Here is a 24,544-nt window from a genome sequence, read left to right on the forward strand (position 1 = left end):
CGGCCGGGCACCGCGCACCGCGCACCGCCACAAACTGGAACTGGAGGATGCATATCGATATGGCCGACTATGCCTGCACGATAGATGAAACGACACTCGAAGCGGCTTTGCCGGCGCTTGTCGCGCCCGCCGCCGCACCCACCTCGGCGCCGCCGCCCGCCTGCGTCGCAGCGAACCACGCCGCGGTCAATCCCGGCGTCGGCACGGCCGACGCCGCCGTGAACGGAGGCCCATCCCCGGCCCGGGCGCTTGTACGCGGCAAATGGCGCAAAAACGATATGCCGCGCGAGCGGCTGATCGAGGAAGGGCCGGCTGTGCTGTCCGACGCCGAAATGATCGTGTTGGTGCTCGGCGCGGGGCTGCCGGGCCACGACGTGTTCGAAGTTGCGCGCGCCCTGCTCGACCGCTTCGGCTCGCTGCGAGCCATGCTCGATGCGACCTACTCGGACTTCGCCGGCCTGCGCGGCATTGGGCCTGCGAAAAAGGCCCAGTTGATTGCCATCATGGAAATGGCGCGGCGTTCGCTGGTCGATAAAATGCGTGGCCGATCGCTCATGAACTCGCCCGAAGCCGTGCAAGACTATCTGCGCCTGCGCATCGGCGGAAGTCCCAACGAAGTCTTCGTGTCGCTCTTTCTCGACGCCCGCCACCGGCTGATCCGCTGCGAGGAAAGCGCACGTGGCACGCTCACCCGCATGGCCGTTTATCCGCGGGAAATCGTGCGGCGAGCGCTGAGCCTGAATGCGGCCAGCCTGATCGTCGCGCATAATCACCCTTCCGGCGCCGTCCAGCCGAGCGCAAGCGACCGCCGGCTGACGCATACGCTGCGTGAAGCCCTTGCACTGATCGACGTGCAATTGATCGACCATCTGGTGATCGGCGCGGATTGCACATACTCCTTTGCCCGCGCCGGCTGGCCATGACGCGGCGCGAACCAGGGGTCCGGCAAGGTCGTGCAGAGTTCGATATCGCAAATAAGGTTTGATTTTGCGGCTTTTTTTCTGCTAGAATTCCGGTTTGCCTATTTCCAACCCCCTGTTCCGAAGCCACCAAGGCGTTCCGGAAAGGAAACGTGCCTCGAGTTTCAACAAACTCTCAAGCGCGGCTCCTTTCGGGAAACTTTCACGGCGTTCGAACTCAGAATTAGCGTATTAGGAGTGCTCTCATGGCACGCGTATGCCAAGTAACTGGGAAAGCGCCGATGAGCGGCAACAACGTTTCCCACGCGAACAACAAAACCAAGCGCCGGTTCCTGCCGAACCTGCAAAACCGCCGCATTTGGGTGGAAAGCGAAAACCGTTGGGTGCGTCTGCGCGTTTCGAACGCCGGTCTGCGCCTGATCGACAAGAACGGTATCGACGCTGTGCTCGCAGATCTGCGCGCACGCGGTGAAGCCTAAGGAGTAAATCATGGCGAAAGGCGCACGCGACAAGATCAAGCTGGAATCGACCGCAGGCACGGGTCACTTCTACACGACGACGAAGAACAAACGCAACATGCCGGAAAAGATGCTGATCAAGAAATTTGATCCGGTCGTCCGCAAGCACGTTGAGTACAAGGAAACCAAGATTAAATAAATCTTGGGTCCTGCCTGACGAAGGCAAAAAGATTTGCAAAAAAGCCTCGCATTCGTGCGAGGCTTTTTTGTTTTCAAAGTCCCGATATTGCGCTGACTAGCTCTCCGCTGCCCACCAGAACAGTCTTATCCCGTTCGGCCAGCTTTCCCTGATTCGTCGCGACGCGTATCCTTTCTCGTTTTAGCGGCATGCTCACATGCATGGCGTCATGGCAAAACGAAAGACGGAGATGCAGGCGATGGAATTCGATGTGGCGATTGTCGGTAGCGGTCTGGCAGGGTTGAGCGTCGCGCTCAACCTCGCGGAGACCCGGCGGGTTGCGGTGGTCGCCAAGCGATCGATGACCGAAGGTGCGAGCGATTGGGCGCAAGGCGGGATCGCCGCCGTACTGGATTCGGCGGACAGCATCGAAAACCACGTGCGCGACACGCTGATCGCCGGTGGCGGCCTGTGCGACGAGGCGGCGACACGCTTTATCGTCGAGCATGGGCGAGCTGCGATCGAATGGCTGATCGAGCAAGGCGTACCGTTCACCAAAGACGACGCCGCCGAACTCGGCTTTCATCTGACACGCGAAGGCGGCCATAGCCATCGCCGGATCATTCATGCCGCGGATGCAACGGGCCATGCAGTGGTCGCCACGCTCAGCGAACGTGTACGCCGCCATCCGAACATCACCCTGCTCGAAGATCACTATGCGATCGACCTGATCACGTCAGACCGTCTCGGCCTGCCAGGCCGCCGCTGCCACGGCTTGTATGCACTCGATCTGCAAAGCGGCCGCACCGTGACGATCGAAGCGCCGCATACCGTGCTCGCCACCGGCGGCGCCGGCAAGGTCTATCTGTACACCACCAACCCCGACACCGCGACAGGCGACGGTATCGCGATGGCCTGGCGCGCGGGCTGCCGCGTGTCGAACATGGAATTCATCCAGTTCCATCCGACCTGCCTGTTCCATCCTTATGCGAAGTCGTTCCTGATCTCGGAAGCAGTGCGCGGTGAAGGCGGCCTTCTGAAGCTGCCGGACGGCACGCGCTTCATGCCGAACCACGACGAACGCGCTGAACTCGCGCCGCGCGACATCGTCGCGCGCGCGATCGACTTCGAGATCAAGAAACGCGGCATCGACTGCGTCTATCTCGACATCAGCCATCAGCCGCCTCAATTCCTGCGCGAACACTTCCCGACGATTCTGGCCCGCTGCCTCGAATTCGGCATCGACATCACCAAAGAGCCGATCCCCGTCGTACCCGCCGCGCACTATACCTGCGGCGGCGTCGTAACGGACCTGGCAGGCCGGACCGATCTGGCGGGTCTCTACGCAGTCGGCGAGACGTCATGCACAGGCCTGCACGGCGCGAACCGGCTTGCCAGCAACTCCTTGCTCGAGTGTCTCGTGATCGGGCGCTCCGCAGCGCAGGCTATCGAAGAAGAAGGCTTCAGCGCCGCCGTCCATGCGCCGCTCCCGGATTGGGACGAAAGCCGCGTGTCCGATCCGGACGAAGAAGTCGTGGTTGCGCACAACTGGGATGAACTGCGCCGCCTGATGTGGAACTACGTCGGCATCGTGCGGACGGACAAGCGGCTCGCCCGAGCCAAACACCGGCTCGCCCTGCTCCGTGACGAGATTCACGAGTATTACGCGAATTTCAAGGTGAGCCGCGATTTGCTTGAACTGCGCAATCTGGTCGACGTGGCGTCGCTGATTGTCGAAGGCGCTCGCTCGCGGCGTGAAAGCCGCGGCTTGCATTTCAGCCGCGATTGGCCGGCTACATTGCCGAAGGCTTTGCCGACGGTGCTGTCGCCGGAACACGTGCGCAACCGTAACGTGTGATTTCCAGAAACGGAAATGGAAAGGCCATCGCCGGAGAACCGGCGATGGCCTTTCAACTGGTCGCGAAAGCTTAAGCCTGCCGCGCGCCGCTCAGACAACCCGCATCGAGTAATCCGTTGCGCGAACATCCTTGGTCAGCGCACCGATCGACACACGATCAACTCCGGTTTCAGCGATAGTCCGCACCGTCTCGAAGTTCACGCCGCCAGACACCTCCAGCACCGCTCGCCCCGCCGTAATACGCACCGCGTCGCGCATCGCATCGAACGAAAAGTTGTCCAGCAGGATGGATTGTGCGCGATGCGCCAGTGCAGTTTCCAATTGGACGAGCGTTTCGACTTCGATCTGGATCGACACGCCTGCATTTAGCGCGAGCGCGGCATCCATTGCCGCACCGACGCCGCCCGCTGCGGCAATGTGGTTTTCCTTGATCAGGATGCCATCGTACAAAGCGAGCCGCTGATTCGCTCCACCGCCCACGCGCACTGCGTATTTCTGCGCGAGCCGCAAACCCGGCAGTGTCTTACGCGTATCGAGGATGCGCGTTTGAGTGTGAGCAATTGCGTCGACATAGCGGCGCGTTGCGCTCGCCACACCCGACAGCAGTTGCAGGAAATTCAACGCATTGCGTTCCGCGGTCAACAGCGCGCGGACAGGACCGCGCAACTCGCACACCGGTGTATCCGCGGTCATCCGATCGCCCTCGCGATAACGCCACCGCACGTCGATACGCGGATCGACCTGGCGCATCACCCCGTTGAACCAGGGCACGCCACACAGCACGGCATCTTCGCGCACGATGATTCGTGCATCGCGCACGTCGTCTGCGGGGACAAGGCGGCCCGTCTGGTCGCCTGCGCCGACATCTTCCGCCAGCGCGTCGGCAACGTTGCGCGCCAACGCCGCATCAAATGCCGCGCCATACTGCTCATGGATCTCTGCGAACAGCGGCGACACCGCCTCGACCTGATTGCGCTCCACCGCCCCCATTACGCCGCTCCCACGTTCGAATACAGCTGTGCGTCGCGCGCCAGATCTCCGCTGGCTTGCACGCGCTTCTTGTGACGCGCCGCGAAGTCGAGCATTCGGTCGATCGGCAGGCGTGCGCGCTCGCCGATCTCCCGATCCACGAAGATTTCGTTGTGACCGCGTTCAAGCACCTCAGCCAGATTGGCGAGGCCGTTCATCGCCATCCATGGGCAATGCGCGCAGCTCTTGCAGGTCGCGCTGTTGCCGGCCGTGGGCGCGGCGATCAACGTCTTACCCGGCGCGGCAAGCTGCATCTTGTGCAGAATGCCGAGATCGGTCGCCACGATGAAATGCGTCGCATCGAGTTTTTGCGCGGCGTCGATCAACTGGGTTGTCGAACCCACCACATCCGCCTGCGCGACCACGTTAGCCGGCGACTCCGGATGCACCAGCACTTTCGCACCCGGATACTCGGCGCGCAGCAAATCGAGTTCGATGCCTTTGAATTCGTCGTGCACGAGACACGAGCCCTGCCACAGCAGCATGTCCGCGCCGGTCTTGCTCTGAATATAGCTGCCGAGGTGCCGATCCGGCGCCCAGATGATCTTTTCGCCGCGTGCGTGCAGATCGGCAACGATTTCCAGCCCGATCGACGACGTCACCATCCAGTCCGCACGCGCCTTGACGGCCGCGCTGGTGTTCGCGTACACGACCACCGTGCGATCCGGGTGCGCGTCACAGAAAGCCGAAAATTCATCGACCGGACAGCCGAGGTCGAGCGAACAGGTCGCGTCGAGATCGGGCATCAGAATGCGCTTGTCCGGACTCAGGATTTTCGCGGTCTCGCCCATGAAGCGCACGCCCGCCACCACCAGCGTTTGCGCGGCGTGATCGCGGCCGAAACGCGCCATTTCCAGCGAGTCGGCCACGCAACCGCCGGTTTCGTCGGCGAGTTCCTGCAGTTCCGCGTCGACGTAGTAGTGCGCGACAAGCACGGCTTTCTCGCGCTTGAGCAGTGCGCGGATGCGCTCTTTCAGCGCCACCTTCTGTTCCGCCGACGGCACGTCGGGCACCTTCGCCCACGCCTGCCCGATCCCGCAGGTCGTGCCCTGCGCCTGTGGCCGGTCATATTCGACGGTCCTGATCACCTGCTGATCCATGATCTCCTCTGCCTTCGCTCTGCCGCCGCGGACTGTCAATCGCGTGTCGTTGAAATTGCCGCGGCCCAAAAAGCAAAACCCCGCCAACGCGGGGTTTTGTGACGTAACGAAATTTTAATGGATTTCGCGCTCAGGCATACGATCAAGCATAACGGCGCAGACGCATCGCGAAGTCTTGCAGCGCTTTAATACCGCTCTGTTCCGCACGATGACACCAGTCTTGCAACTGAACCAGCAGTTGATCGCGCGACGCATTCGAGCGTTCCCACATCGCCGCCAGTTCGTTGCGCATGTCGATGTAGGTCTTCAGCTTCTGGCTGTTCGCGAAAATTTGCGGCAACTGGCGCTTCTGCGGCTCGTCGAGACCCGCTTCTTCCTTGTGGAACCAGCTACGCGCACCGCGCATTACCTGATACTTCTCGCGTGCGCCCACTTCCTTCAGATGCGCCAGCTCCTGGCGATATGCGCGCTTGAGCGCCTTGCCGTAACGTGCCATCACCTCATAGCGATTTGCCAGCACGGCCTGCAACGTGTCCTGATCGAGTACCAGCTTGCCAGTGGTAAGACGCGGCGTGGGCGCGATCTTCTTCACCTTGGCCAGACGGAACGCCGACATGATGCGGATGTACATCCAGCCAATGTCGAACTCGTACCATTTGTTCGACAGCTTGGCCGACGTCGCATACGTGTGGTGATTGTTGTGCAGCTCTTCACCGCCGATGATGATGCCCCACGGGAAGATGTTGGTGCTGGCATCCGACGAGTTGAAGTTGCGGTAGCCCCACCAGTGCGCGAGACCGTTCACCACGCCCGCCGCCCAGAACGGGATCCACACCATCTGCACGGCCCAGATGGTCAAGCCGACGACGCCGAACAGCGCGACGTTCAGCACCATCATCAGGCTCACACCGAGAATCGGGTACTTCGTGTAGACGTTGCGTTCGATCCAGTCATTCGGCGTGCCGTGACTGAATTTGCGCATCGTTTCTTCATTCTTGGCTTCGGAACGGTACAGTTCCGCGCCTTCGAGCAGCACCTTCCAGATGCCGCGCGTTTGCGGGCTGTGCGGATCTTCTTCCGTCTCGCACTTGGCGTGGTGCTTACGGTGAATCGCGGCCCATTGGCCGGTCAGCATGCCGGTGGTCATCCACAGCCAGAAGCGGAAAAAATGACTGGCGATCGGATGCAACTCCAGCGCGCGGTGCGCCTGGCAGCGATGCAGATAGACCGTCACGCCAATGATCGTGATGTGCGTCGCGACCAGCGTGTACAGCACAAGTTGCCACCACGAGAAGTGCAGCAGGCCGTGGGCAAGAAAATCGAGCAAGGAATTCAACAAGGCAATTTACCTGTGGAACAAGAGACGCCGGACACATGCAAAATGCGTGTGTCAAGAAAGTGAAAGCATACAGCGGGATTGGACGACATTCTACTTGAAGCGTTCCAAGTGTTTGTAACAAATAGGGATTTTTTGTGCGGTATCAACCGGATGGAACGCGCCGGTGGTCATTTTTCGGCCTGCCGGCGGGTTCGGAGCGCCCGTCAGAGGGCGTTGCCGGCTTGATTGGCCGCGGGAGCGGTCATTGTTACCGCTTGCGGCATCGCGTCGCCGACGTTGCCGACGATTCGCACCTCGCGATGCGCAAAAGGAATCGAGATGCCGTGCTCGGAGAACAAACGCCAGATGTTGCGATTGACGGCCGAGCGCACGCCCGATGTGCCGGTCGCCGCGTCTTCGATCCAGAAGCCCAGTTCGAGATTGATGCCGTCGGTGCCGAAACCAACCATATAGGGAGTCGGCGCCGGGTCCTGCAACACCCGCGTGACGCCCTGCGCGGCTTCGGCAAGCAGGGTCATTGCCTGCTCGACGTCCGACGTGTACGCGACTTGCACGGCCACCGTGGCGCGACCGCGCGTCAGATAGGACGACTGGTTCTGCACCACATCCGTAATCAGTTTTTCGTTCGGAATCAGCGTTTCGATGCCGTCCAGGCCGCGCACGACCGTATAACGCGTGCGGATCTGCGTAACCATGCCCTGGAGGCCGCTGACGTTGATCGTGTCGCCGATGCGCAGCGAACGATCGATCAGGATGATGAAGCCCGAGACGTAGTTACTGGCGATCTTCTGCAAGCCGAACCCGAGCCCCACACCCAGAGCGCCGCCGAACACGCCCAGCACCGTAATATCGATCCCGACCAGCGACAGGCTGATCAGCACCGCCGCCAGCACGAACGCCGCACGGCCGACCCGCGCCACAACCACCTTGAGGTTGGCGTCGAGGGTCGTCGAGCGAATCAGGCGGTCTTCAAACGCGGAGCCCAGCCACATCGCAACGATCATCGTCACGCAGACCCAGATCAGGCCCGTGATCAACGACAGCAACGTCAGGTGTGCATTGGCGACACGGAAATGCACGCTGCCCATCCAGGCGATCACGTCGTCCTGGATGCCCATCACGGTGAGCACCATGCCGACCCAGACGACCAGCGACACCACTTTCTCGACCAGGAACAGCCACGGATGGTTCGCGCCGTCTTGACTGAAGACCCGCCGCGCGAAGAAAAACACGATGTAAATCAGGCCGATACCGAACAGCGGCACCAGCGCCAGATCGAGCAGCGCGGTGTGCATGAACTGGCCGGTGATCGCCTGCGCAAGCCACACGAGTGCCGCGCCGATCAGCGGAAAGAACGCGCGGTTCAGGCTTTCCGCGCCGAAGCGCAGAGTCTGGTATCGCGTCTGGCGCCGCAGATCGAGCGTGCGACGCAACAGCCGTGCGAGCAGCCACGCGACGGCGAGCGTTCCCAGCAGCACGCCGACCTGCCACAGCATCACCGGCTGGCCGAAGTCGCGCGCGAGGTCGCCGAACATGTGAGGAAAAAGACGGTTTTGCATGATGTCGCCGAAATCGCCGGCGCGGCGGGTTCAGGAAAGAAACCCGGTCGCGTCGGCAAAAAACACGATGCGTTTAGCTCTGACGTTCCAGCACGGCTGCGAAGAAGCCGTCAGTGGCGTGGCGGTGCGGCCACAACGACAAGTAGTCGCCCATTTCCAGGTCGATGCGCTGCTCGGCGAGCACGTCGCGTGCCGGCACCAAGACGAAGTCCGGATGGTCGGCGAGGAACTGCTGCACGACGGCCTCGTTTTCCGCTTCCAGAATCGAGCAGGTCGCGTAGACGAGACGGCCGCCCTTCTTCACCAGACGCGACGCGCTGGCCAGAATCGACGCCTGCTTCGGCGCCAGTTCGGCGACCGATTCCGGCGACTGACGCCACTTCAGGTCCGGATTGCGGCGCAGCGTGCCCAGGCCGCTGCATGGCGCGTCCACCAGCACGCGGTCGATCTTGCCGGCCAGACGCTTGATCTTCGCATCGTGTTCGCTGTCGATCAGCACCGGATTCACGTTCGACAGCCCGCTGCGCGCGAGACGCGGCTTGAGCTTGGCCAACCGCCGCTCGGAGATGTCGAAGGCGTACAGACGCCCGGTGGAGCGCATCGCCGCGCCCAGCGCGAGCGTCTTGCCGCCCGCGCCCGCGCAGAAGTCCACGACCATTTCGCCGCGCTTGGGCGCGACCAGCGAACACAGCAACTGGCTGCCCTCGTCCTGAACTTCGACCCAGCCGTGCTGAAACGCGTCCAGCTTGGTGAGCGGCGGCTTGCCGACCACCCGCACGCCGAACGGCGCGAAAGGCGTCGCGCCGGCCTCGATGCCCGCCTTCGACAGTGCGGTCAGCACGTCGTCGCGGCTTGCCTTGATCGGGTTCGCGCGCAGGTCCAGCGGCGCCGGATAGTTCAGCGCTGCGGCCAGCTGCGCCAGTTCGTCGGCTTCAAAGCGCTTGTTCAGCGACTGGCAAATCCAGTCGGGCAGGTTCAGGCGAATCCGCAGCGGCAGGCTCGCCGGATCGATCGTCGCGACATGGTCGAGCCACTTCGACTCGGTTTCCGACACAAACGGCTTGAGCGCGCTGCGCCCCGCGGTCTGCATCAATCCCAGCAAGGCCATGCGGCGGGCCGGGCTGCCCGCCCCGCCTTCCGCCAGATGGGCGAATTCCATCCGGCGGCGCAGCACCGCGAAGACCGCCTCGGCGATCACGCCGCGCTCACCGTGCCCGAGCTTCGGGTGCGCGCGGAAAAAGCGGCTCGTCGTGGCGTCGGCCGGGCCGTTCAGCTTCAGGACTTCAGCCAGCAAAGTCTCGGTTTGTCCAATCAGAAAACCATGCAATCTCATGCGCCCTCTCCGGCGGTGTGACCGGCAAAGAGCCATTGCGGCTCCGGCGGCGTAAGCGTGACACGCAAGCCGTCGAGAGCAAGACGCCCTTCGACGAACCAGCGCACCGCGCGTGGATAGATAATGTGTTCGGTTGCCAGCACGCGCCCGGCGAGCGTGGCGGGGGTGTCGCCGGCCTCGACAGGCACGGCCGCCTGCACGACGATCGGCCCGTGATCCAGCTGCGACGTGACAAAATGCACCGACGCGCCGTGCAGACGCACGCCGGCATCAAGTGCCTGTTGGTGGGTTTTAAGGCCCGGAAAGCTCGGCAGCAGCGACGGATGCACGTTCAGCATGCGTCCGGCGTAGTGATCGACGAAACCGGCCGTAAGCACCCGCATGAAGCCGGCAAGCACGACGAGATCAGGCGCAAAGCTGTCGATTTCTCGCGCCAGCGCGGCGTCGAAGCTGTCGCGATCGGGATACTGGCGGTGGTCGACCACCGCCGTGGCAATGCCATGCGACGCCGCGAACGCGAGGCCCGCAGCGTCGGGACGGTTGGCAATCACGGCGGCGACTTGCGCCGCCCAGCCCTCGTCCGCGCAGGCGCGAACGATCGCTTCCATGTTGCTTCCCCGTCCGGAAATCAGGATGACGAGTTTTTTCATCCGCGGATTTTATCATTCGGGGGACACTGAAACGGCGACGCGCCGCCGTCTCGTGCGCCGAGCGTTTATAATCGTTTGTTTTGCGGCACCTCGGCCGCCCTACCTCAAACCCGCTATCGTGAGAGTCTTCCGCGGTCTTCCCAATGCCGAAAGCCGTGCGCCCTGCGCACTGACCATCGGCAACTTCGACGGTGTCCACCGCGGCCATCAGGCTTTGCTCGCCCATGTCCGGGCCGCAGCCGATGCACGCGGCCTGCCCGTCTGCGTGATGACCTTCGAGCCGCACCCGCGCGAGTTCTTCAACCCCGCCGGCGCGCCGCCGCGAATCGCCATGCTGCGCGACAAGCTCGAGGCGCTGCGCACCAACGGGGTCGACCGGGTCGTGGTCGAGCATTTCAATCACACCTTCGCGAGCCAGTCGCCGGATACGTTTGTCGAACGGATCATCGTCAACGGGCTGCATGCGCGCTGGGTGATGATCGGCGACGACTTCCGCTACGGCGCGAAGCGTGCAGGCGATTTCGCCTCGCTCAAGGCCGCGGGTCAGCAGTACGGTTTCGAAGTCGAGCAGATGGCAACCGTGGCGGACCCGTCCGGCGCGCGCATTTCCAGCTCGGGTGTGCGGGCGGCGCTGGTCGCGGGCGATCTCGACTCCGCGCGCGCCGCGTTGGGCCGCGATTACCTGATCAGCGGCCATGTCGTGCATGGCATGAAGCTCGGCCGGGACCTCGGTTTCCCCACGCTCAATCTGCCGATCGCGCATAAGCGCCCGGCGCTTGCCGGCATTTTCATCGTGCGTGTGCATGGCGTGGCGGACGTTCCGCTGCCCGGCGTCGCCAGCCTCGGCCTGCGCCCCACCGTCGACGATTCCGGCCGCGTGCTGCTCGAAGTGCACCTGCTCGACTGGCACGGCGACGCGTATGGCAAACTCGTGCGCGTCGAATTCCTCAAGAAGCTGCGCGACGAGGAAAAATACGTCGATCTCGAAACGCTGACCGCCGCCATCGCGCGCGACGTCGCCAATGCGCGCGCGTGGTTCGCGGCCGTCGGCGCCGGCACGCCGGGCAGCCGTTCCACCGGTTTCGCCACCTCGGCCACCGACCGAATTAGATAGCCGCCGCGGTACATGCAAGCGCGCCAAGTGCTGCATGTACCCACAGCTGCGCGCATCGAAGGGCGTCCGTGGATCACGCGACATGCCTGCCGGGCGCGCCCAACGCCCTGCGCTTAATGCGCGTACCGCAGCCTCGCTGCGCTTAGAAAGAATTCACCGCGACCTCATCATGAGCAACAAGAAAGCCGATTCGAAACCGCAGTCCCGCTACCCGGTCAACCTGCTCGACACGCCGTTCCCGATGCGTGGCGACCTGCCCAAGCGCGAGCCGCAATGGGTCAAGGACTGGCAGGAACGCAAGGTCTACGAGACGATCCGCGCGGCCAGCAAAGGCCGCAAGAAGTTCATCCTGCACGACGGCCCGCCGTATGCGAACGGCGACATCCACCTCGGCCACGCGGTCAACAAGATCCTCAAGGACATGATCGTCAAGGCGCGCAATCTGGCGGGCTTCGACGCGGTCTACGTGCCGGGTTGGGATTGCCACGGCATGCCGATCGAAATCCAGATCGAAAAGCAGTTCGGCAAGTCGCTGCCGGCCGCCGAAGTGATGCAGAAGGCGCGCGCCTACGCGACCGAGCAGATCGAGAAGCAGAAGGTCGGCTTCCGCCGTCTGGGCGTGCTCGGCGACTGGGACAACCCGTACAAGACAATGAACTTCACGAACGAGGCCGGCGAGATCCGCGCGCTCGCGAAGATCATGGAAAAGGGCTATGTATATCGCGGCCTGAAGCCGGTCAACTGGTGTTTCGACTGCGGCTCGGCGCTGGCCGAAGCGGAAGTCGAATACGCGGACAAGACCGATCCGACGATCGATGTGCTGTTCAGCTTCGCGGAGCCGGAAAAGACCGCGCAGGCGTTCGGCCTGAAGGCACTGCCGCGCAACGAGGGCGGCATCGTGATCTGGACCACCACACCGTGGACCATCCCCGCCAACCAGGCGCTGAACCTGCATCCGGAAATCGTCTACGCGCTGGTCGACACGCCGCGCGGCTTGCTGATCCTGGCAGAAGAGCGTGTCGAAGCGTGCCTGAAACAGTACGAACTGGAAGGGTCGATCATCGCGACCACGCCGGGCGCGAAACTCGTCAACCTGCGCTTCAACCATCCGCTCTCCTCCGCTCATCCGAGCTACAAGCGCACGGCGCCGGTCTATCTCGGCGACTACGTGACGACCGAATCGGGTACGGGCGTCGTCCACTCGTCACCGGCCTACGGCGTGGAAGACTTCGTGTCCTGCAAGGCGCGCGGCATGGCGGATTCCGACATCATCAACCCGGTGATGGGCGACGGCCGTTACATCGAATCGCTCGCGCTGTTCGGCGGCCTGTCGATCTGGGCGGCCAATCCGCAGATCGTCGAAGCCCTGCAGGCAGCCGGCTCGCTGCTGCGCACCGAGCACTATCGGCACAGCTACATGCACTGCTGGCGCCACAAGACGCCGATCATCTACCGCGCGACCTCGCAATGGTTCGCCGGCATGGACGTGAAGCCGAACGACTCCGCCAGGACGCTGCGCGAAACCGCGCTCGAAGGCATCGAGAACACGGCCTTCTATCCGTCGTGGGGCAAGCAGCGCCTGTTCAGCATGATCGCCAACCGCCCGGACTGGACGCTGTCGCGTCAACGTCAATGGGGCGTGCCGATGGCGTTCTTCGTGCATAAGGAAACCGGCGATCTGCATCCGCGCACGCTGGAACTGCTCGAGGAAGTCGCGCAACGCGTCGAGAAGGCCGGCATCGAAGCCTGGCAAACGCTCGACCCGCGTGAGCTGCTCGGCGACGACGCCAACATGTACGAAAAGAACCGCGACACGCTCGACGTCTGGTTCGATTCGGGCACCACGCACTGGCACGTGCTGCGCGGCTCGCACAAAGACGAACTGCAATTCCCGGCCGACCTGTATCTGGAAGGCTCGGACCAGCACCGCGGCTGGTTCCACTCGTCGCTTCTGACCGCGTCGATGCTCGACGGCCGTCCGCCCTACAACGCGCTGCTCACGCACGGCTTCACCGTCGACGGCGAAGGCCGCAAGATGAGCAAGTCGCTCGGCAACGGTATCGATCCGCATGAGGTGGCCAATCGCCTCGGCGCGGAAATCATTCGTCTGTGGATCGCGTCGACCGATTACTCGGGCGAACTGGCGATCTCGGAAGAAATCCTGAAGCGCGTGACGGAAGGCTATCGCCGCATCCGCAACACGCTGCGCTTCCTGCTCGCCAACCTGTCGGACTTCGACTTCGCGCAACACGCGCGCCCGGTCGAAGACTGGCTCGAGATCGACCGCTACGCGGTGGCGCTGTCGGCGAATCTGCAGAACGACATCCTCTCGCACTACGACAAGTACGAGTTCCACCCGGTGGTCGCGAAGCTGCAGACGTTCTGCTCGGAAGACCTGGGCGGCTTCTATCTGGATGTGCTGAAAGACCGTCTGTACACCACGGCGGCCGACTCGGTCGCGCGCCGCTCGGCTCAGACCGCGCTGTATCACATTGCACACGGCCTGCTGCGCCAGATGGCGCCCTTCCTGTCGTTCACCGCCGAAGAAGCGTGGAAGATCTTCCAGCCGAACAGCGAAACGATCTTTACCGAGACCTATCACGCCTTCCCGGCGGTACCGGAAGCCGGCGCCCTGCTCGACAAATGGACGCTGCTGCGCGCCGCGCGCAGCGACGTCACCAAGGCGCTGGAAGAAGCACGCGTCGCGAACCTGATCGGTTCGTCGCTGCAGGCGGAAGTCGAAATCCGCGCGAGCGGCGCGCGTTACGACGCGCTCACGAGCCTCGGCGACGACCTGAAGTTCGTGCTGATCACGTCGGCGGCGAACGTCGTGAAGGTCGACAGCGAAGCAGAAGAAGGCGTCGACGTGATTGCGTCGAAGTATCTGAAGTGCGAGCGCTGCTGGCACTATCGTGCGGACGTCGGCGCCAACGCCGAGCACCCCAACCTGTGCGGCCGCTGCTTCAGCAATCTGTTCGGCAACGGCGAAACACGGAGCGCGGCATAATGGCGAAAACCATGTCGAAAACGTCGGCCGGCAACGGTTCGCTGGCGCCCTGGCTCGGCGTCGCGCTGATTGTGATCCTGTTCGATCAGCTGACGAAAATCGCGGTCCAGAAGGTGTTTGCCTACGGTGTTCCGCATGAGGTCGCGCCGTTTTTCAACCTGATCCTCGTGTACAACCGTGGCGCCGCCTTCAGCTTCCTCGCGATGGCGGGCGGCTGGCAGCGCTGGGCGTTCACGGCGCTCGGCGTGGTCGCGGCGCTAGTGATCTGCTATCTGCTCAAGCGCCACGGCGGGCAAAAGATGTTCTGCACGGCGCTCGCGCTGATTCTGGGCGGCGCGCTCGGCAACGTGATCGACCGGCTCGCGTACGGCCATGTGATCGACTTTCTCGATTTCCACGTGCGCGCGTGGCACTGGCCGGCGTTCAATCTTGCTGACAGCGCGATCACGATTGGCGCGATCCTGCTCGTGCTCGACGAGTTGCGGCGCGTGCGCGGCTCGCGCTAACGAGTATAGGTAGACCACGCTTTGTCGGAGGCTTTCGTTGGCAACCGCAGAACTCGCAGGAAAACACCTCGTCCTCGGCATGACGGGCGGCATTGCCTGCTACAAGATCGCCGAACTCACGCGTCTGTTGACCAAGGCCGGCGCGACCGTCCAGGTCGTCATGACCGAAGCGGCCACCCAGTTCATCACCCCCGTCACGATGCAGGCGCTGTCCGGCCGGCCGGTCTACACGAGCCAGTGGGACGCTCGCGTGCCGAACAACATGGCGCACATCGATCTGTCGCGTGAAGCCGACGCGATCGTGATTGCGCCCGCCTCTACCGACTTCCTCGCCAAACTGGCGCACGGCATGGCCGACGATCTGCTCTCGACCCTATGCGTCGCGCGCGATTGCCCGCTGCTCGTGGTGCCGGCGATGAACCGGCAGATGTGGCAAAACCCGGCCACCCAGCGCAACGTCACGCAGTTGCGTGCGGACGGCATCGACGTGCTCGGCCCCGATTCGGGTCCGCAAGCGTGCGGCGAAGTCGGCGACGGGCGCATGCTCGAAGCGGCCGCGACTTACGAAGCAATCGCGTCATTCTTCTCACCGAAGATCCTGTCTGGCCGTCGCGTGTTGCTGACCGCCGGCCCGACTTTCGAGCCGCTCGACCCGGTGCGCGGCATCACCAACCGGTCGAGCGGCAAAATGGGCTTTGCGTTGGCGCGCGCCGCGCAACAGGCGGGCGCCGAGGTGCATCTGGTCGCCGGCCCGGTCGCGCTGGAAACGCCCTGGGGCGTGTTCCGCGAAGACGTGCAAACCGCGCAGCAAATGCACGACGCGGTAATGCGCTCGGTCGCCGACGCCGACATCTTCATCGGCGTGGCCGCGGTGGCCGACTGGCGCGCCGATCACGCCAGCGAACAGAAGATCAAGAAGACCGCCGACCGCGCACTGCCCACCTTCACGTTCGTCGAGAATCCGGACATTCTGGCTGCGGTGGCGAAGCGGCCGCATCCGCCATTCACCGTTGGGTTCGCGGCCGAAAGCGGCGATCTCGAAGTTCATGGCGAAGAAAAACGCGTGCGCAAAAACGTGCCGCTTCTGATCGGCAATCTCGGCCCGCTGACCTTTGGCCTCGACGACAACGAAGTGATCCTTTTTGAAGCAGCCGGTGCCACCAGGCTGCCGCGCGCCGACAAGCAGACGCTCGCGCGCGCCTTGATCGCAGAAATTGCGAAGCGTCTGCCCGACACAAGTCTGATCCGCTGAAGCCGCACGAGGCGGCGCATGCTGAACGCGCCGCCGGCCGCTCTGGCGTACCGAATCATCTGGAGCAGTATCGCCATGACGCTACTTTCCGTGCTCGATCAAACGCCCGTGATCGACGGGTACTCGGTGGCGGACGCAATCGCCGCCACCGTCGAACTCGCGCAACTTGCCGACGACCTCGGCTATACGCGCTACTGGTGCGCCGAACACCACGGCCTGCGCGGTGTCTCGAACCCCTGCCCCGAGGTGATGCTCGCACGCCTCGGCAGCGTGACCCAGCGCATTCGCCTCGGCTCAGGTGGCGTGATGCTGCCGTACTACAGCCCCTTCAAGGTCGCCGAGCAATTCATGATGCTCGAGGCACTGTTTCCAAACCGTATCGATCTGGGCGTGGGACGCGCGCCGGGCGGCGACATGCGGACCGCGCAGGCGGTCGCCGCCGGCGCCTACAATCGTGGCGAAATTTTTCCGCAACAGGTGAGCGATCTGATCGGCCTGATGCACGGCACGCTGCCCGAGGATCACCTGGCGCATGGCGTGCTGCTTCAACCGCAAATCGCTACACGTCCCCAATTGTGGATGCTCGGGTCGAGTGAATTCGGCGGCCTGCTGGCGGCGCAACTCGGCATCCGTTTCGCATTTGCCCATTTCATCAATGCGCATTTCGGGCAGCAGGTGGCGCTGGCTTATCGTGAACGCTTCAAAGCCAGCCCGGAAACAGAGCAGCCCTATCTGGCCGCCTCGGTGTTCGTGATTTGCGCCGACACCGAACACGAAGCCGCCGACCTGGAAAAGGCGGTCGACCTGCGCCGCGTGCAGATGGCCCTTGGCCTGAATGCGCCGATTCCGACCGTCGAACAGGGCGTCGCGCAGGAATACGGCGTACGCGAGCAACTGGTGATCGACCGCGAGAAGCCACGCAGCATCATCGGCACGCCAGAAACTGTCACTGAACGGCTGCATGCCTTGCAGGAGCAGTTCCAGGCCGACGAATTGATCGTCCTCACCGTAGCGGGCAGCTATCGCGCCCGGCTGCGCTCCTATGAACTTCTCGCCGACGCGTTCCAACTCGGGCGCCCGACCTCCACTCCCTAACCCTTCGAACCTGCATGAAACTCGACCTGAAGATTCTCGATGCGCGCATGCGCGAACAACTCCCGGCCTACGCAACCACCGGCAGCGCAGGGCTCGACCTGCGCGCCTGCCTCGACGAACCACTGACGCTGAAACCCGGCGAAACCGCACTGGTGCCGACGGGTCTGGCGATTCACGTCGGCGATCCGGGTTATGCGGCGTTGATTCTGCCGCGTTCGGGTCTGGGCCATAAGCATGGCATCGTGCTGGGTAATCTGGTCGGGCTGATCGATTCAGATTATCAAGGTCAGCTGATGATCTCGACGTGGAATCGCGGCGAAACCACGTTCGTGCTGAATCCGATGGAACGTCTCGCACAACTGGTGATCGTGCCGGTGGTGCAAGCCGAGTTCAATATCGTCGACGATTTCGAAACCAGCGAGCGTGGTGCGGGTGGGTTCGGCAGCACCGGCAAGCACTAAGCGCTATCGATAAGCATTGCCTGCTTCCGGCAGGCGCTTCACACAAAGCAAAAAGCAGAACGGCGCGGGGTTCAACCCGCGCCGTTCTGCTTTCAGATGAGACTGAAACGCTTACTCGACCGACTTACTCCGCCGGCTTACTCCACCTCAACCGCTTCCGGATTCGGATTGCGCGGCGCCGGATGTTCGTCGAAGGTCAACTGCACCTTGTCTTCCGCATCCACGTCGACCGTCACGCGGCCGCCGTTCATCAGCTTGCCGAACAGCAGCTCGTCGGCCAGCGCACGACGGATCGTGTCCTGGATCAAGCGCTGCATCGGCCGCGCGCCCATCAACGGATCGAAACCGTGCTTGGCGAGATGCTTGCGCAGCGCGTCGGTGAAGAGCGCATCGACCTTCTTCTCATGCAACTGATCTTCCAGTTGCATCAGGAACTTGTCGACCACGCGCATGATGATTTCTTCATCGAGCGAGCGGAAGCTGATCGTTGCGTCCAGACGGTTACGGAACTCCGGCGTGAACATGCGCTTGATGTCGACCATTTCGTCGCCGGTCTCCCGGCGATTCGTGAAGCCGATCACCGACTTGCCCATGGCCTCGGCGCCCGCGTTCGTCGTCATGATGATGATGACGTTGCGGAAATCCGCCTTGCGGCCGTTGTTGTCCGTCAGCGTGCCATGGTCCATCACCTGCAGCAGCACGTTGTAGATGTCCGGATGCGCCTTCTCGATTTCGTCGAGCAGCAGCACGCAATGCGGCTTCTTCGTGACGGCTTCGGTCAACAGACCGCCCTGGTCGAAACCGACATAGCCCGGCGGCGCGCCGATCAGACGGCTGACCGCATGACGCTCCATGTATTCCGACATATCGAAGCGGATCAACTCGATCCCCAGCGTGAACGCCAGTTGCTTCGCCACTTCCGTCTTGCCGACGCCCGTGGGGCCGGAGAACAGGAACGCGCCGATCGGCTTGTCCAGCTTGCCGAGGCCCGCACGCGCCATCTTGATCGCGGCCGACAGCGCGTCGATGGCCGGGTCTTGCCCGAACACCACGCTCTTCAGATCGCGATCCAGCGTTTGCAGCTTGCTGCGATCGTCTTGCGACACGCTTTGCGGCGGGACGCGGGCAATCTTCGAGATGATTTCCTCTATCTCGTTCTTGCCGATCGTCTTCTTCTGCTTCGACTTCGGCAGGATGCGTTGCGCCGCGCCGGCTTCGTCGATCACGTCGATTGCCTTGTCCGGCAAATGACGATCCGTGATGAAGCGCGCCGACAATTCAGCCGCCGCCGACAGCGCACCCGACGAGTACTTCACGCCGTGATGTTCTTCGAAGCGCGACTTCAGGCCGCGCAGGATCGCCACCGTTTGTTCGACGGTCGGCTCGGTCACGTCGACCTTCTGGAAACGGCGCGACAAAGCCGCGTCTTTTTCGAAGATGCCGCGATATTCCGTGAACGTGGTCGCGCCGATGCACTTGAGCGTGCCCGACGACAACGCCGGCTTCAGCAGATTCGATGCGTCCAGCGTGCCGCCCGACGCGGCGCCCGCGCCGATCAGCGTATGAATTTCGTCGATGAACAGGATTGCGTGCGGACGTTCCTTCAATTCCTTGAGAACCGTCTTCAGGCGTTGTTCGAAGTCGCCGCGATACTTGGTGCCGGCGAGCAGCGCGCCCATATCCAGCGAGTACACCTGCGCATCGGCCAGAATATCCGGCACTTCGCCGCGCGTAATGCGCCAGGCGAGCCCTTCGGCGATCGCGGTCTTGCCGACACCGGCCTCACCGACCAGCAGCGGATTGTTCTTGCGGCGACGGCATAGCACCTGGACCACGCGCTCGACTTCCGACTCGCGCCCGATCAGCGGATCGATGCGGCCGTCTTTCGCCATCTGGTTCAGGTTCTGCGTGAACTGGGCGAGCGGCGTTTCTTTCTGCGCGGCGGCTTCGTCGGACTCTGCATTCGCGTCGCTCGCTTTCGCGGCGTCCGTGCTGCTGGTCTTGGCAATGCCATGCGAGATGAAATTCACCACATCCAGACGCGTCACGCCCTGCTGCTGCAGATAGTACACCGCGTGCGAATCCTTCTCGCCGAAGATCGCCACCAGCACATTCGCGCCGGTCACTTCCTTCTTGCCGTTCGAGGTGGATTGCACATGCATGATCGCGCGCTGGATCACACGCTGGAAACCCAGCGTGGGCTGCGTGTCGACGTCGTCCGTGCCAGGCACGGTCGGCGTATTGTCATGAATGAAGTTGCGCAGGTTCTGGCGCAGATCCTCGATATTGGCCGCGCATGCACGCAACACCTCCGCCGCTGTTGGATTGTCCAACAGTGCCAGCAAAAGATGTTCGACCGTGATGAACTCGTGCCTTGCCTGGCGTGCTTCCATGAACGCCATGTGCAGGCTGACTTCCAGTTCCTGGGCAATCATGCTTCCTCCATCACACACTGCAGCGGATGCCCGGCCTGCCGTGCGTGGGTAACGACTTGCTCGACTTTGGTCGACGCGATGTCCCGCGTATAGACCCCACAAACTCCCCTGCCCTCGCGATGCACCTTCAACATGACCTGTGTTGCGGTTTCACGATCTTTATTGAAATATTCCTGCACGATCATCACGACAAATTCCATTGGCGTGAAGTCGTCATTCAGCAGCACTACCTTGTACATGGAAGGCGGCTTCAGCTTCTTTTCCTGCCGCTCCAGTACGGTGCCGTCCTGCTTGTCCGGGATAATCGCCATACACCCATTCTAAACAACTAGGACAGGCCCGCAATCCTGTCAAAACCCGGCCGACCGGCCGGTGAGCCCGTTCGCTCCCGCCTGGTGGGTGATTACCCCCAGAGCGGTGCGTCATTCGACGAGCCGATTGCGGAGCCGGCCCCTATCCTGTGATGCGTCGCAGGCGTGCTGCGCCGCAGTCGGATCGAGTATCGCACAACCTGCCGGCGCTGGCTGACGGCACGCGCACGGCCAGCGGACGGTGCGCGACCCGCAGAACAGCATGTGAGTCGATTATGCGACTTTTCAAGACAGCCCGCTTGGGCAACCGCACATAAGAAAACAAAAGCGGGAAAAACCCTGGAAAACACCTGTTTGCAACGCGACAACGACGTCTCAAAATTTTCTTGACACTCGAATAAAGAGCCTCAACAATCAAGCTGGCACTTTTTTCACTGCGCCATAAATCGAAAAAATGCCGATGGTGAGCTTGTGAGGAGGGAGCGGCTGCATCGCGCGGTCGTCGAGCTTTTCGAGGGCTCGTGGTAGTGACATGAGTTACAGGGGAAGTTGGAATGGCAACTGGTACGGTCAAATGGTTCAATGACGCAAAAGGTTTCGGATTCATCACGCCTGACGAAGGTGGTGAGGATCTGTTTGCACACTTCTCGGCCATCCAGATGAATGGGTTCAAGACCCTCAAGGAAGGTCAAAAAGTAACCTTCGAGGTCGTGCAAGGCCCGAAAGGCAAACAGGCATCGAACATCCAGGCACCTGCCTGACATTGTTCGTTACCCGTCCTTTGAAACCCGGCTTCATGCCGGGTTTCTTTTATTGGGCGGCACGTTCTAATTTGCGGCGAATCACGACCGCGGCCTGAGTCGTCAGTCGTCGGCAGCGCGAATGCCCAAATAGCGGACACCCGCTTCCCTTTCCGAATGCTTTCGGCGCTCACCCGCTGCCTGCCATAAGAAAAAACCCCGGCCGCCTCACGGCGCCGGGGTTTTGATTTCGAGCCGACGAAGCCGGCGCGAATCGCTTACATGTTTTCGATCAACACCTGACCGAAGCCCGAACAGGACACTTGCGTCGCGCCTTCCATCAAGCGCGCGAAGTCATACGTGACCCGCTTCTGCAGAATCGACTTTTCCATCGACTTGATGATCAGGTCGGCCGCTTCAGTCCAGCCCATGTGACGCAGCATCATTTCAGCCGAGAGAATTTCCGAACCCGGGTTGACGTAGTCTTTGCCGGCGTACTTCGGCGCCGTGCCGTGCGTGGCTTCGAACATCGCGACCGAATCCGACAGGTTCGCGCCCGGCGCGATCCCGATACCGCCGACCTGCGCGGCCAACGCGTCTGAAACGTAGTCGCCGTTCAGGTTCAGCGTGGCGATCACGTCATATTCCGCCGGGCGCAGCAGGATCTGCTGCAGGAACGCGTCGGCGATCACGTCTTTCACCACGATGTCGCCGCCCGTTTTCGGGTTCTTGATCTTCATCCACGGTCCGCCGTCGATCAGCTCCGCGGCGAATTCCTTCTGCGCCAGCGCATAACCGTAGTCGCGGAACGCGCCTTCCGTGAACTTCATGATGTTGCCCTTGTGCACCAGCGTGACCGAGCGGCGATCGTTGTCGATCGCATACTGGATGGCCTTGCGCACCAGACGCTCCGTGCCTTCGCGCGACACCGGCTTGATACCGATGCCCGACGTTTCGGGGAATCGGATCTTCTTCACACCCATTTCCTCGCGCAGGAACTTGATGACCTTCTTGGCCTGTTCCGACTCAGCCGGCCACTCGATGCCGGCGTAGATGTCTTCCGAGTTCTCGCGGAAGATCACCATATTGGTCTTTTCCGGCTCGCGCACCGGCGAAGGCACGCCTTTGAAATACTGCACCGGCCGCAGGCAGACATACAGGTCGAGTTCCTGGCGCAGCGCGACGTTCAGCGAACGGATACCGCCGCCAACCGGCGTGGTGAGCGGCCCCTTGATCGAGACGACGTATTCCTTCAGCACCTGCAGCGTTTCTTCCGGCAGCCATACGTCCGGGCCGTACACCTTGGTCGACTTCTCGCCGGCGTAGATTTCCATCCAGTGGATTTTCTTCTTGCCCGCATAAGCTTTTTCCACTGCGGCATCCACCACTTTCAACATCACCGGCGTGATGTCGAAGCCCGTTCCGTCGCCTTCGATATACGGAATGATCGGCTGGTCGGAAACGTTGAGCGAGAAATCCGCGTTGACAGTGATCTTGTCACCGCCGGTCGGAACCTTGATGTGCTGATACGGCATGATCGGACTCCAGTGAAGGCTGTGCTGAAAGCTGATGGGAGACTGCGAAAACCGGGTGCTCCTCGCTACGCAATGCCGGACGCCTGCGAGCGGCCTGGTCGCCTATTCTAGCCCACGCCGACGCAGCCACGAGGCCGTAGCGGCTCGGGGTTTTCCAACATTGTCTAAAATCAAAACCGGTAAGCCGTTTAGTCTTATGTCTTATATAAGACAGAGGACGTGCAGCGGCCCATTATGCATTACTATTGCGCCATTTACTACCGGGTCGGCGCCTCTCCAGGCCTGCGTGGCACGTCCCGCCGCCGGCGCCGCTCCACCTTCATCGATTCCTTTATGCGACTCCTCGCCCTGAACAAACCGTTCGGCACCATCTGTCAGTTTTCGCCGCACGAAACGCGGGCGTCGCTGGCCGATTGGGTAAAAGTGCCCGGCGTCTATCCGGCGGGCCGGCTCGACTCCGATAGCGAAGGGCTGCTTCTCCTCACCGACGACGGCGCGCTGCAAGCACGCATCGCCGAGCCGCATCACAAACTTGTCAAACGTTATTGGGCGCAGGTGGAAGGCGCAGTCGATGATGCCACGTTGAAGAAGCTCGCACGCGGCGTCGATCTCGGCGACTACGTGACGCGGCCCTGCCGCGCCGAGTACGTCGAGCCGAGCGACTCGCTTTGGACCCGCACGCCGCCGATCCGCTATCGCGCCGCGATTCCCACTACGTGGATCGAGTTGTCGATCACCGAAGGCAAAAACCGCCAGGTGCGACGCATGACCGCGGCGGTGGGTTTCCCCACGTTGCGCCTCGTGCGCGCCGGTATCGGCGCACTCGATATTTTTTCGTTGGGGCTGCAGCCGGGAGAAAGTGTCGAACTGCCGCTGAAAGCGCCGTGGGAAGGCATCGCCTGAACGCGTCCGGATGCGCGCCTTGTCTGCACGATGTCTGCGCCGAACCTGCATTTCGACCCGCGGCAAACAAAGCTAACTCGTTGTATCCGCAAACAAAATAGCTCGTGAAACCAATATGAAAAATGCGTGAAACAATTGTGTTCACGATCGCTGCGCAGCCATTCAATTGCATCAGCACGCCGGCATATAAATTTTCCACAAAATTCACGTCAACCGGTGCGCGAGCTCACGCGTTATTCGACGCAGATGCCGCCCGAAGCTATCCGGCATTCAGCCTTAAGGGCCTTTGCACACGCCGCGTTCGCGGTGAGTACGGGGAGTCTGAGCGCTAAGCAGACGCGTCGAAAAATTGTTCGATGCGGCTGTCAACCGAAAGGTGGATGGCACGTTTACCGACATGACTCTACATATAACCGGGTCATTTGGTTAATTAACTCAAGCTGAGGATTCACAAAATGAACAAACTGATCGCCGCTCTGGTCGCTGGCCTCTTCGCAACGGCAGCATTCGCACAAGCTTCGGCACCGGCAGCAGCTTCGGCAGCTCCGGCAGCAGCTGCTTCGTCGGCAAAGAAGACCACGAAGCACGCTCACAAGAAGTCGCACAAGAAGGCAGCAGCAGCTGCTGCAGCTTCGGGCGCTTCGGAGTAAGTTTGTTGTAAAAACGCAGTCAAGAACTCGCTTCATTGCCGTTCTTACGGCGTTGAAAGGCAGATCACCGCAAGGCGATCTGCCTTTTTGTTTTTGACGCGCTCGCGTAAC

The 24,544-nt window shown here is 62.1% G+C and carries 22 protein-coding genes; 13 read left to right on the forward strand and 9 right to left on the reverse strand.

Annotated features, from left to right (window positions below; translation table 11 throughout):
- The first annotated feature begins 59 nt into the window (after positions 1-59).
- The 4 genes from radC to nadB all read left to right on the forward strand — a co-directional run bounded on the left by radC (position 60) and on the right by nadB (position 3,414).
- Positions 60-923: a RadC family protein gene (radC, locus tag DSC91_RS21870; RefSeq protein ID WP_229758071.1), complete on the forward strand. Its 864-nt coding sequence runs from the start codon at positions 60-62 to the stop codon at positions 921-923.
- Between the two features lie 242 nt (positions 924-1,165).
- Positions 1,166-1,399, forward strand: a complete 234-nt coding sequence (rpmB, locus tag DSC91_RS21875) for a 50S ribosomal protein L28 (protein ID WP_007180631.1) — start codon at positions 1,166-1,168, stop codon at positions 1,397-1,399.
- A gap of 10 nt (positions 1,400-1,409) precedes the next feature.
- The gene (gene rpmG / locus DSC91_RS21880; RefSeq protein WP_007180630.1) at positions 1,410-1,577 is read left to right on the forward strand and encodes a 50S ribosomal protein L33; all 168 of its coding nucleotides are present in this window, start codon (positions 1,410-1,412) and stop codon (positions 1,575-1,577) included.
- Between the two features lie 238 nt (positions 1,578-1,815).
- Positions 1,816-3,414 (forward strand): L-aspartate oxidase, encoded by a 1,599-nt coding sequence (gene nadB / locus DSC91_RS21885; protein WP_115783426.1) that lies wholly within the window; start codon positions 1,816-1,818, stop codon positions 3,412-3,414.
- Between the two features lie 90 nt (positions 3,415-3,504).
- Here nadB and nadC read toward each other — a convergent pair whose 3' ends face one another.
- The 6 genes from nadC to purN all read right to left on the reverse strand — a co-directional run bounded on the left by nadC (position 3,505) and on the right by purN (position 10,424).
- Positions 3,505-4,404, reverse strand: coding sequence for a carboxylating nicotinate-nucleotide diphosphorylase (nadC, locus tag DSC91_RS21890; protein WP_115780829.1), 900 nt, complete (start codon positions 4,402-4,404; stop codon positions 3,505-3,507).
- On the reverse strand, positions 4,404-5,543 hold the full coding sequence (nadA, locus tag DSC91_RS21895) for a quinolinate synthase NadA (RefSeq protein ID WP_115780830.1): 1,140 nt from the start codon (positions 5,541-5,543) through the stop codon (positions 4,404-4,406). Before nadA ends, nadC begins: the two co-directional genes overlap by 1 nt.
- Positions 5,544-5,685: 142 nt before the next feature.
- On the reverse strand, positions 5,686-6,882 hold the full coding sequence (locus DSC91_RS21900; RefSeq protein WP_115780831.1) for a DesA family fatty acid desaturase: 1,197 nt from the start codon (positions 6,880-6,882) through the stop codon (positions 5,686-5,688).
- 203 nt (positions 6,883-7,085) lie between these two features.
- Complete coding sequence (locus DSC91_RS21905; RefSeq protein ID WP_115780832.1) at positions 7,086-8,441, reverse strand: mechanosensitive ion channel family protein; 1,356 nt, start codon at positions 8,439-8,441, stop codon at positions 7,086-7,088.
- Between the two features lie 73 nt (positions 8,442-8,514).
- Positions 8,515-9,774 (reverse strand): RsmB/NOP family class I SAM-dependent RNA methyltransferase, encoded by a 1,260-nt coding sequence (locus DSC91_RS21910; RefSeq protein ID WP_115780833.1) that lies wholly within the window; start codon positions 9,772-9,774, stop codon positions 8,515-8,517.
- Entirely contained in the window at positions 9,771-10,424 is a 654-nt protein-coding gene (purN, locus tag DSC91_RS21915) for a phosphoribosylglycinamide formyltransferase (protein WP_115780834.1), read from the reverse strand. Before purN ends, DSC91_RS21910 begins: the two co-directional genes overlap by 4 nt.
- 118 nt (positions 10,425-10,542) lie before the next feature.
- Between purN and DSC91_RS21920 the strand changes: the two genes are divergently transcribed.
- The 6 genes from DSC91_RS21920 (at position 10,543) to dut (ending at position 17,859) form a co-directional block, all read left to right on the forward strand.
- Positions 10,543-11,538, forward strand: a complete 996-nt coding sequence (locus tag DSC91_RS21920) for a bifunctional riboflavin kinase/FAD synthetase (RefSeq protein WP_115780835.1) — start codon at positions 10,543-10,545, stop codon at positions 11,536-11,538.
- Positions 11,539-11,707: 169 nt separating this feature from the next.
- Entirely contained in the window at positions 11,708-14,545 is a 2,838-nt protein-coding gene (gene ileS, locus DSC91_RS21925; protein ID WP_115780836.1) for an isoleucine--tRNA ligase, read from the forward strand.
- A complete protein-coding gene (gene lspA, locus DSC91_RS21930; RefSeq protein ID WP_115780837.1) occupies positions 14,545-15,051 on the forward strand; it encodes a signal peptidase II in 507 nt (168 codons plus the stop codon). Before ileS ends, lspA begins: the two co-directional genes overlap by 1 nt.
- 37 nt (positions 15,052-15,088) lie before the next feature.
- Positions 15,089-16,303, forward strand: a complete 1,215-nt coding sequence (gene coaBC / locus DSC91_RS21935) for a bifunctional phosphopantothenoylcysteine decarboxylase/phosphopantothenate--cysteine ligase CoaBC (protein WP_115780838.1) — start codon at positions 15,089-15,091, stop codon at positions 16,301-16,303.
- Positions 16,304-16,378: 75 nt separating this feature from the next.
- A complete protein-coding gene (locus tag DSC91_RS21940) occupies positions 16,379-17,398 on the forward strand; it encodes an LLM class flavin-dependent oxidoreductase (RefSeq protein WP_115783427.1) in 1,020 nt (339 codons plus the stop codon).
- Positions 17,399-17,412: 14 nt separating this feature from the next.
- A complete protein-coding gene (gene dut, locus DSC91_RS21945; RefSeq protein WP_115780839.1) occupies positions 17,413-17,859 on the forward strand; it encodes a dUTP diphosphatase in 447 nt (148 codons plus the stop codon).
- Positions 17,860-17,996: 137 nt separating this feature from the next.
- Here dut and clpA read toward each other — a convergent pair whose 3' ends face one another.
- Together clpA and clpS are read right to left on the reverse strand one after the other, a co-directional pair.
- Complete coding sequence (gene clpA / locus DSC91_RS21950) at positions 17,997-20,294, reverse strand: ATP-dependent Clp protease ATP-binding subunit ClpA (RefSeq protein WP_074765373.1); 2,298 nt, start codon at positions 20,292-20,294, stop codon at positions 17,997-17,999.
- A complete protein-coding gene (gene clpS / locus DSC91_RS21955) occupies positions 20,291-20,605 on the reverse strand; it encodes an ATP-dependent Clp protease adapter ClpS (protein ID WP_006050100.1) in 315 nt (104 codons plus the stop codon). Before clpS ends, clpA begins: the two co-directional genes overlap by 4 nt.
- A gap of 554 nt (positions 20,606-21,159) precedes the next feature.
- Here clpS and DSC91_RS21960 point away from each other — a divergent pair.
- Entirely contained in the window at positions 21,160-21,366 is a 207-nt protein-coding gene (locus tag DSC91_RS21960; RefSeq protein ID WP_007180614.1) for a cold-shock protein, read from the forward strand.
- A gap of 257 nt (positions 21,367-21,623) precedes the next feature.
- On the opposite strand, the gene icd is transcribed toward DSC91_RS21960, so the two are convergent.
- The gene (gene icd, locus DSC91_RS21965; protein WP_115780840.1) at positions 21,624-22,880 is read right to left on the reverse strand and encodes an NADP-dependent isocitrate dehydrogenase; all 1,257 of its coding nucleotides are present in this window, start codon (positions 22,878-22,880) and stop codon (positions 21,624-21,626) included.
- A 333-nt stretch (positions 22,881-23,213) separates the two neighbouring features.
- Here icd and DSC91_RS21970 point away from each other — a divergent pair, with 333 nt between their 5' ends.
- Both DSC91_RS21970 and DSC91_RS21975 read left to right on the forward strand, forming a co-directional pair.
- Positions 23,214-23,783, forward strand: a complete 570-nt coding sequence (locus tag DSC91_RS21970; RefSeq protein WP_115780841.1) for a pseudouridine synthase — start codon at positions 23,214-23,216, stop codon at positions 23,781-23,783.
- Positions 23,784-24,238: 455 nt separating this feature from the next.
- The gene (locus DSC91_RS21975) at positions 24,239-24,433 is read left to right on the forward strand and encodes a hypothetical protein (RefSeq protein WP_011489640.1); all 195 of its coding nucleotides are present in this window, start codon (positions 24,239-24,241) and stop codon (positions 24,431-24,433) included.
- The last annotated feature ends 111 nt before the right edge of the window (positions 24,434-24,544 follow it).

Origin of the sequence: Paraburkholderia caffeinilytica, from assembly GCF_003368325.1 — a bacterium.
GTDB lineage: Bacteria > Pseudomonadota > Gammaproteobacteria > Burkholderiales > Burkholderiaceae > Paraburkholderia > Paraburkholderia caffeinilytica.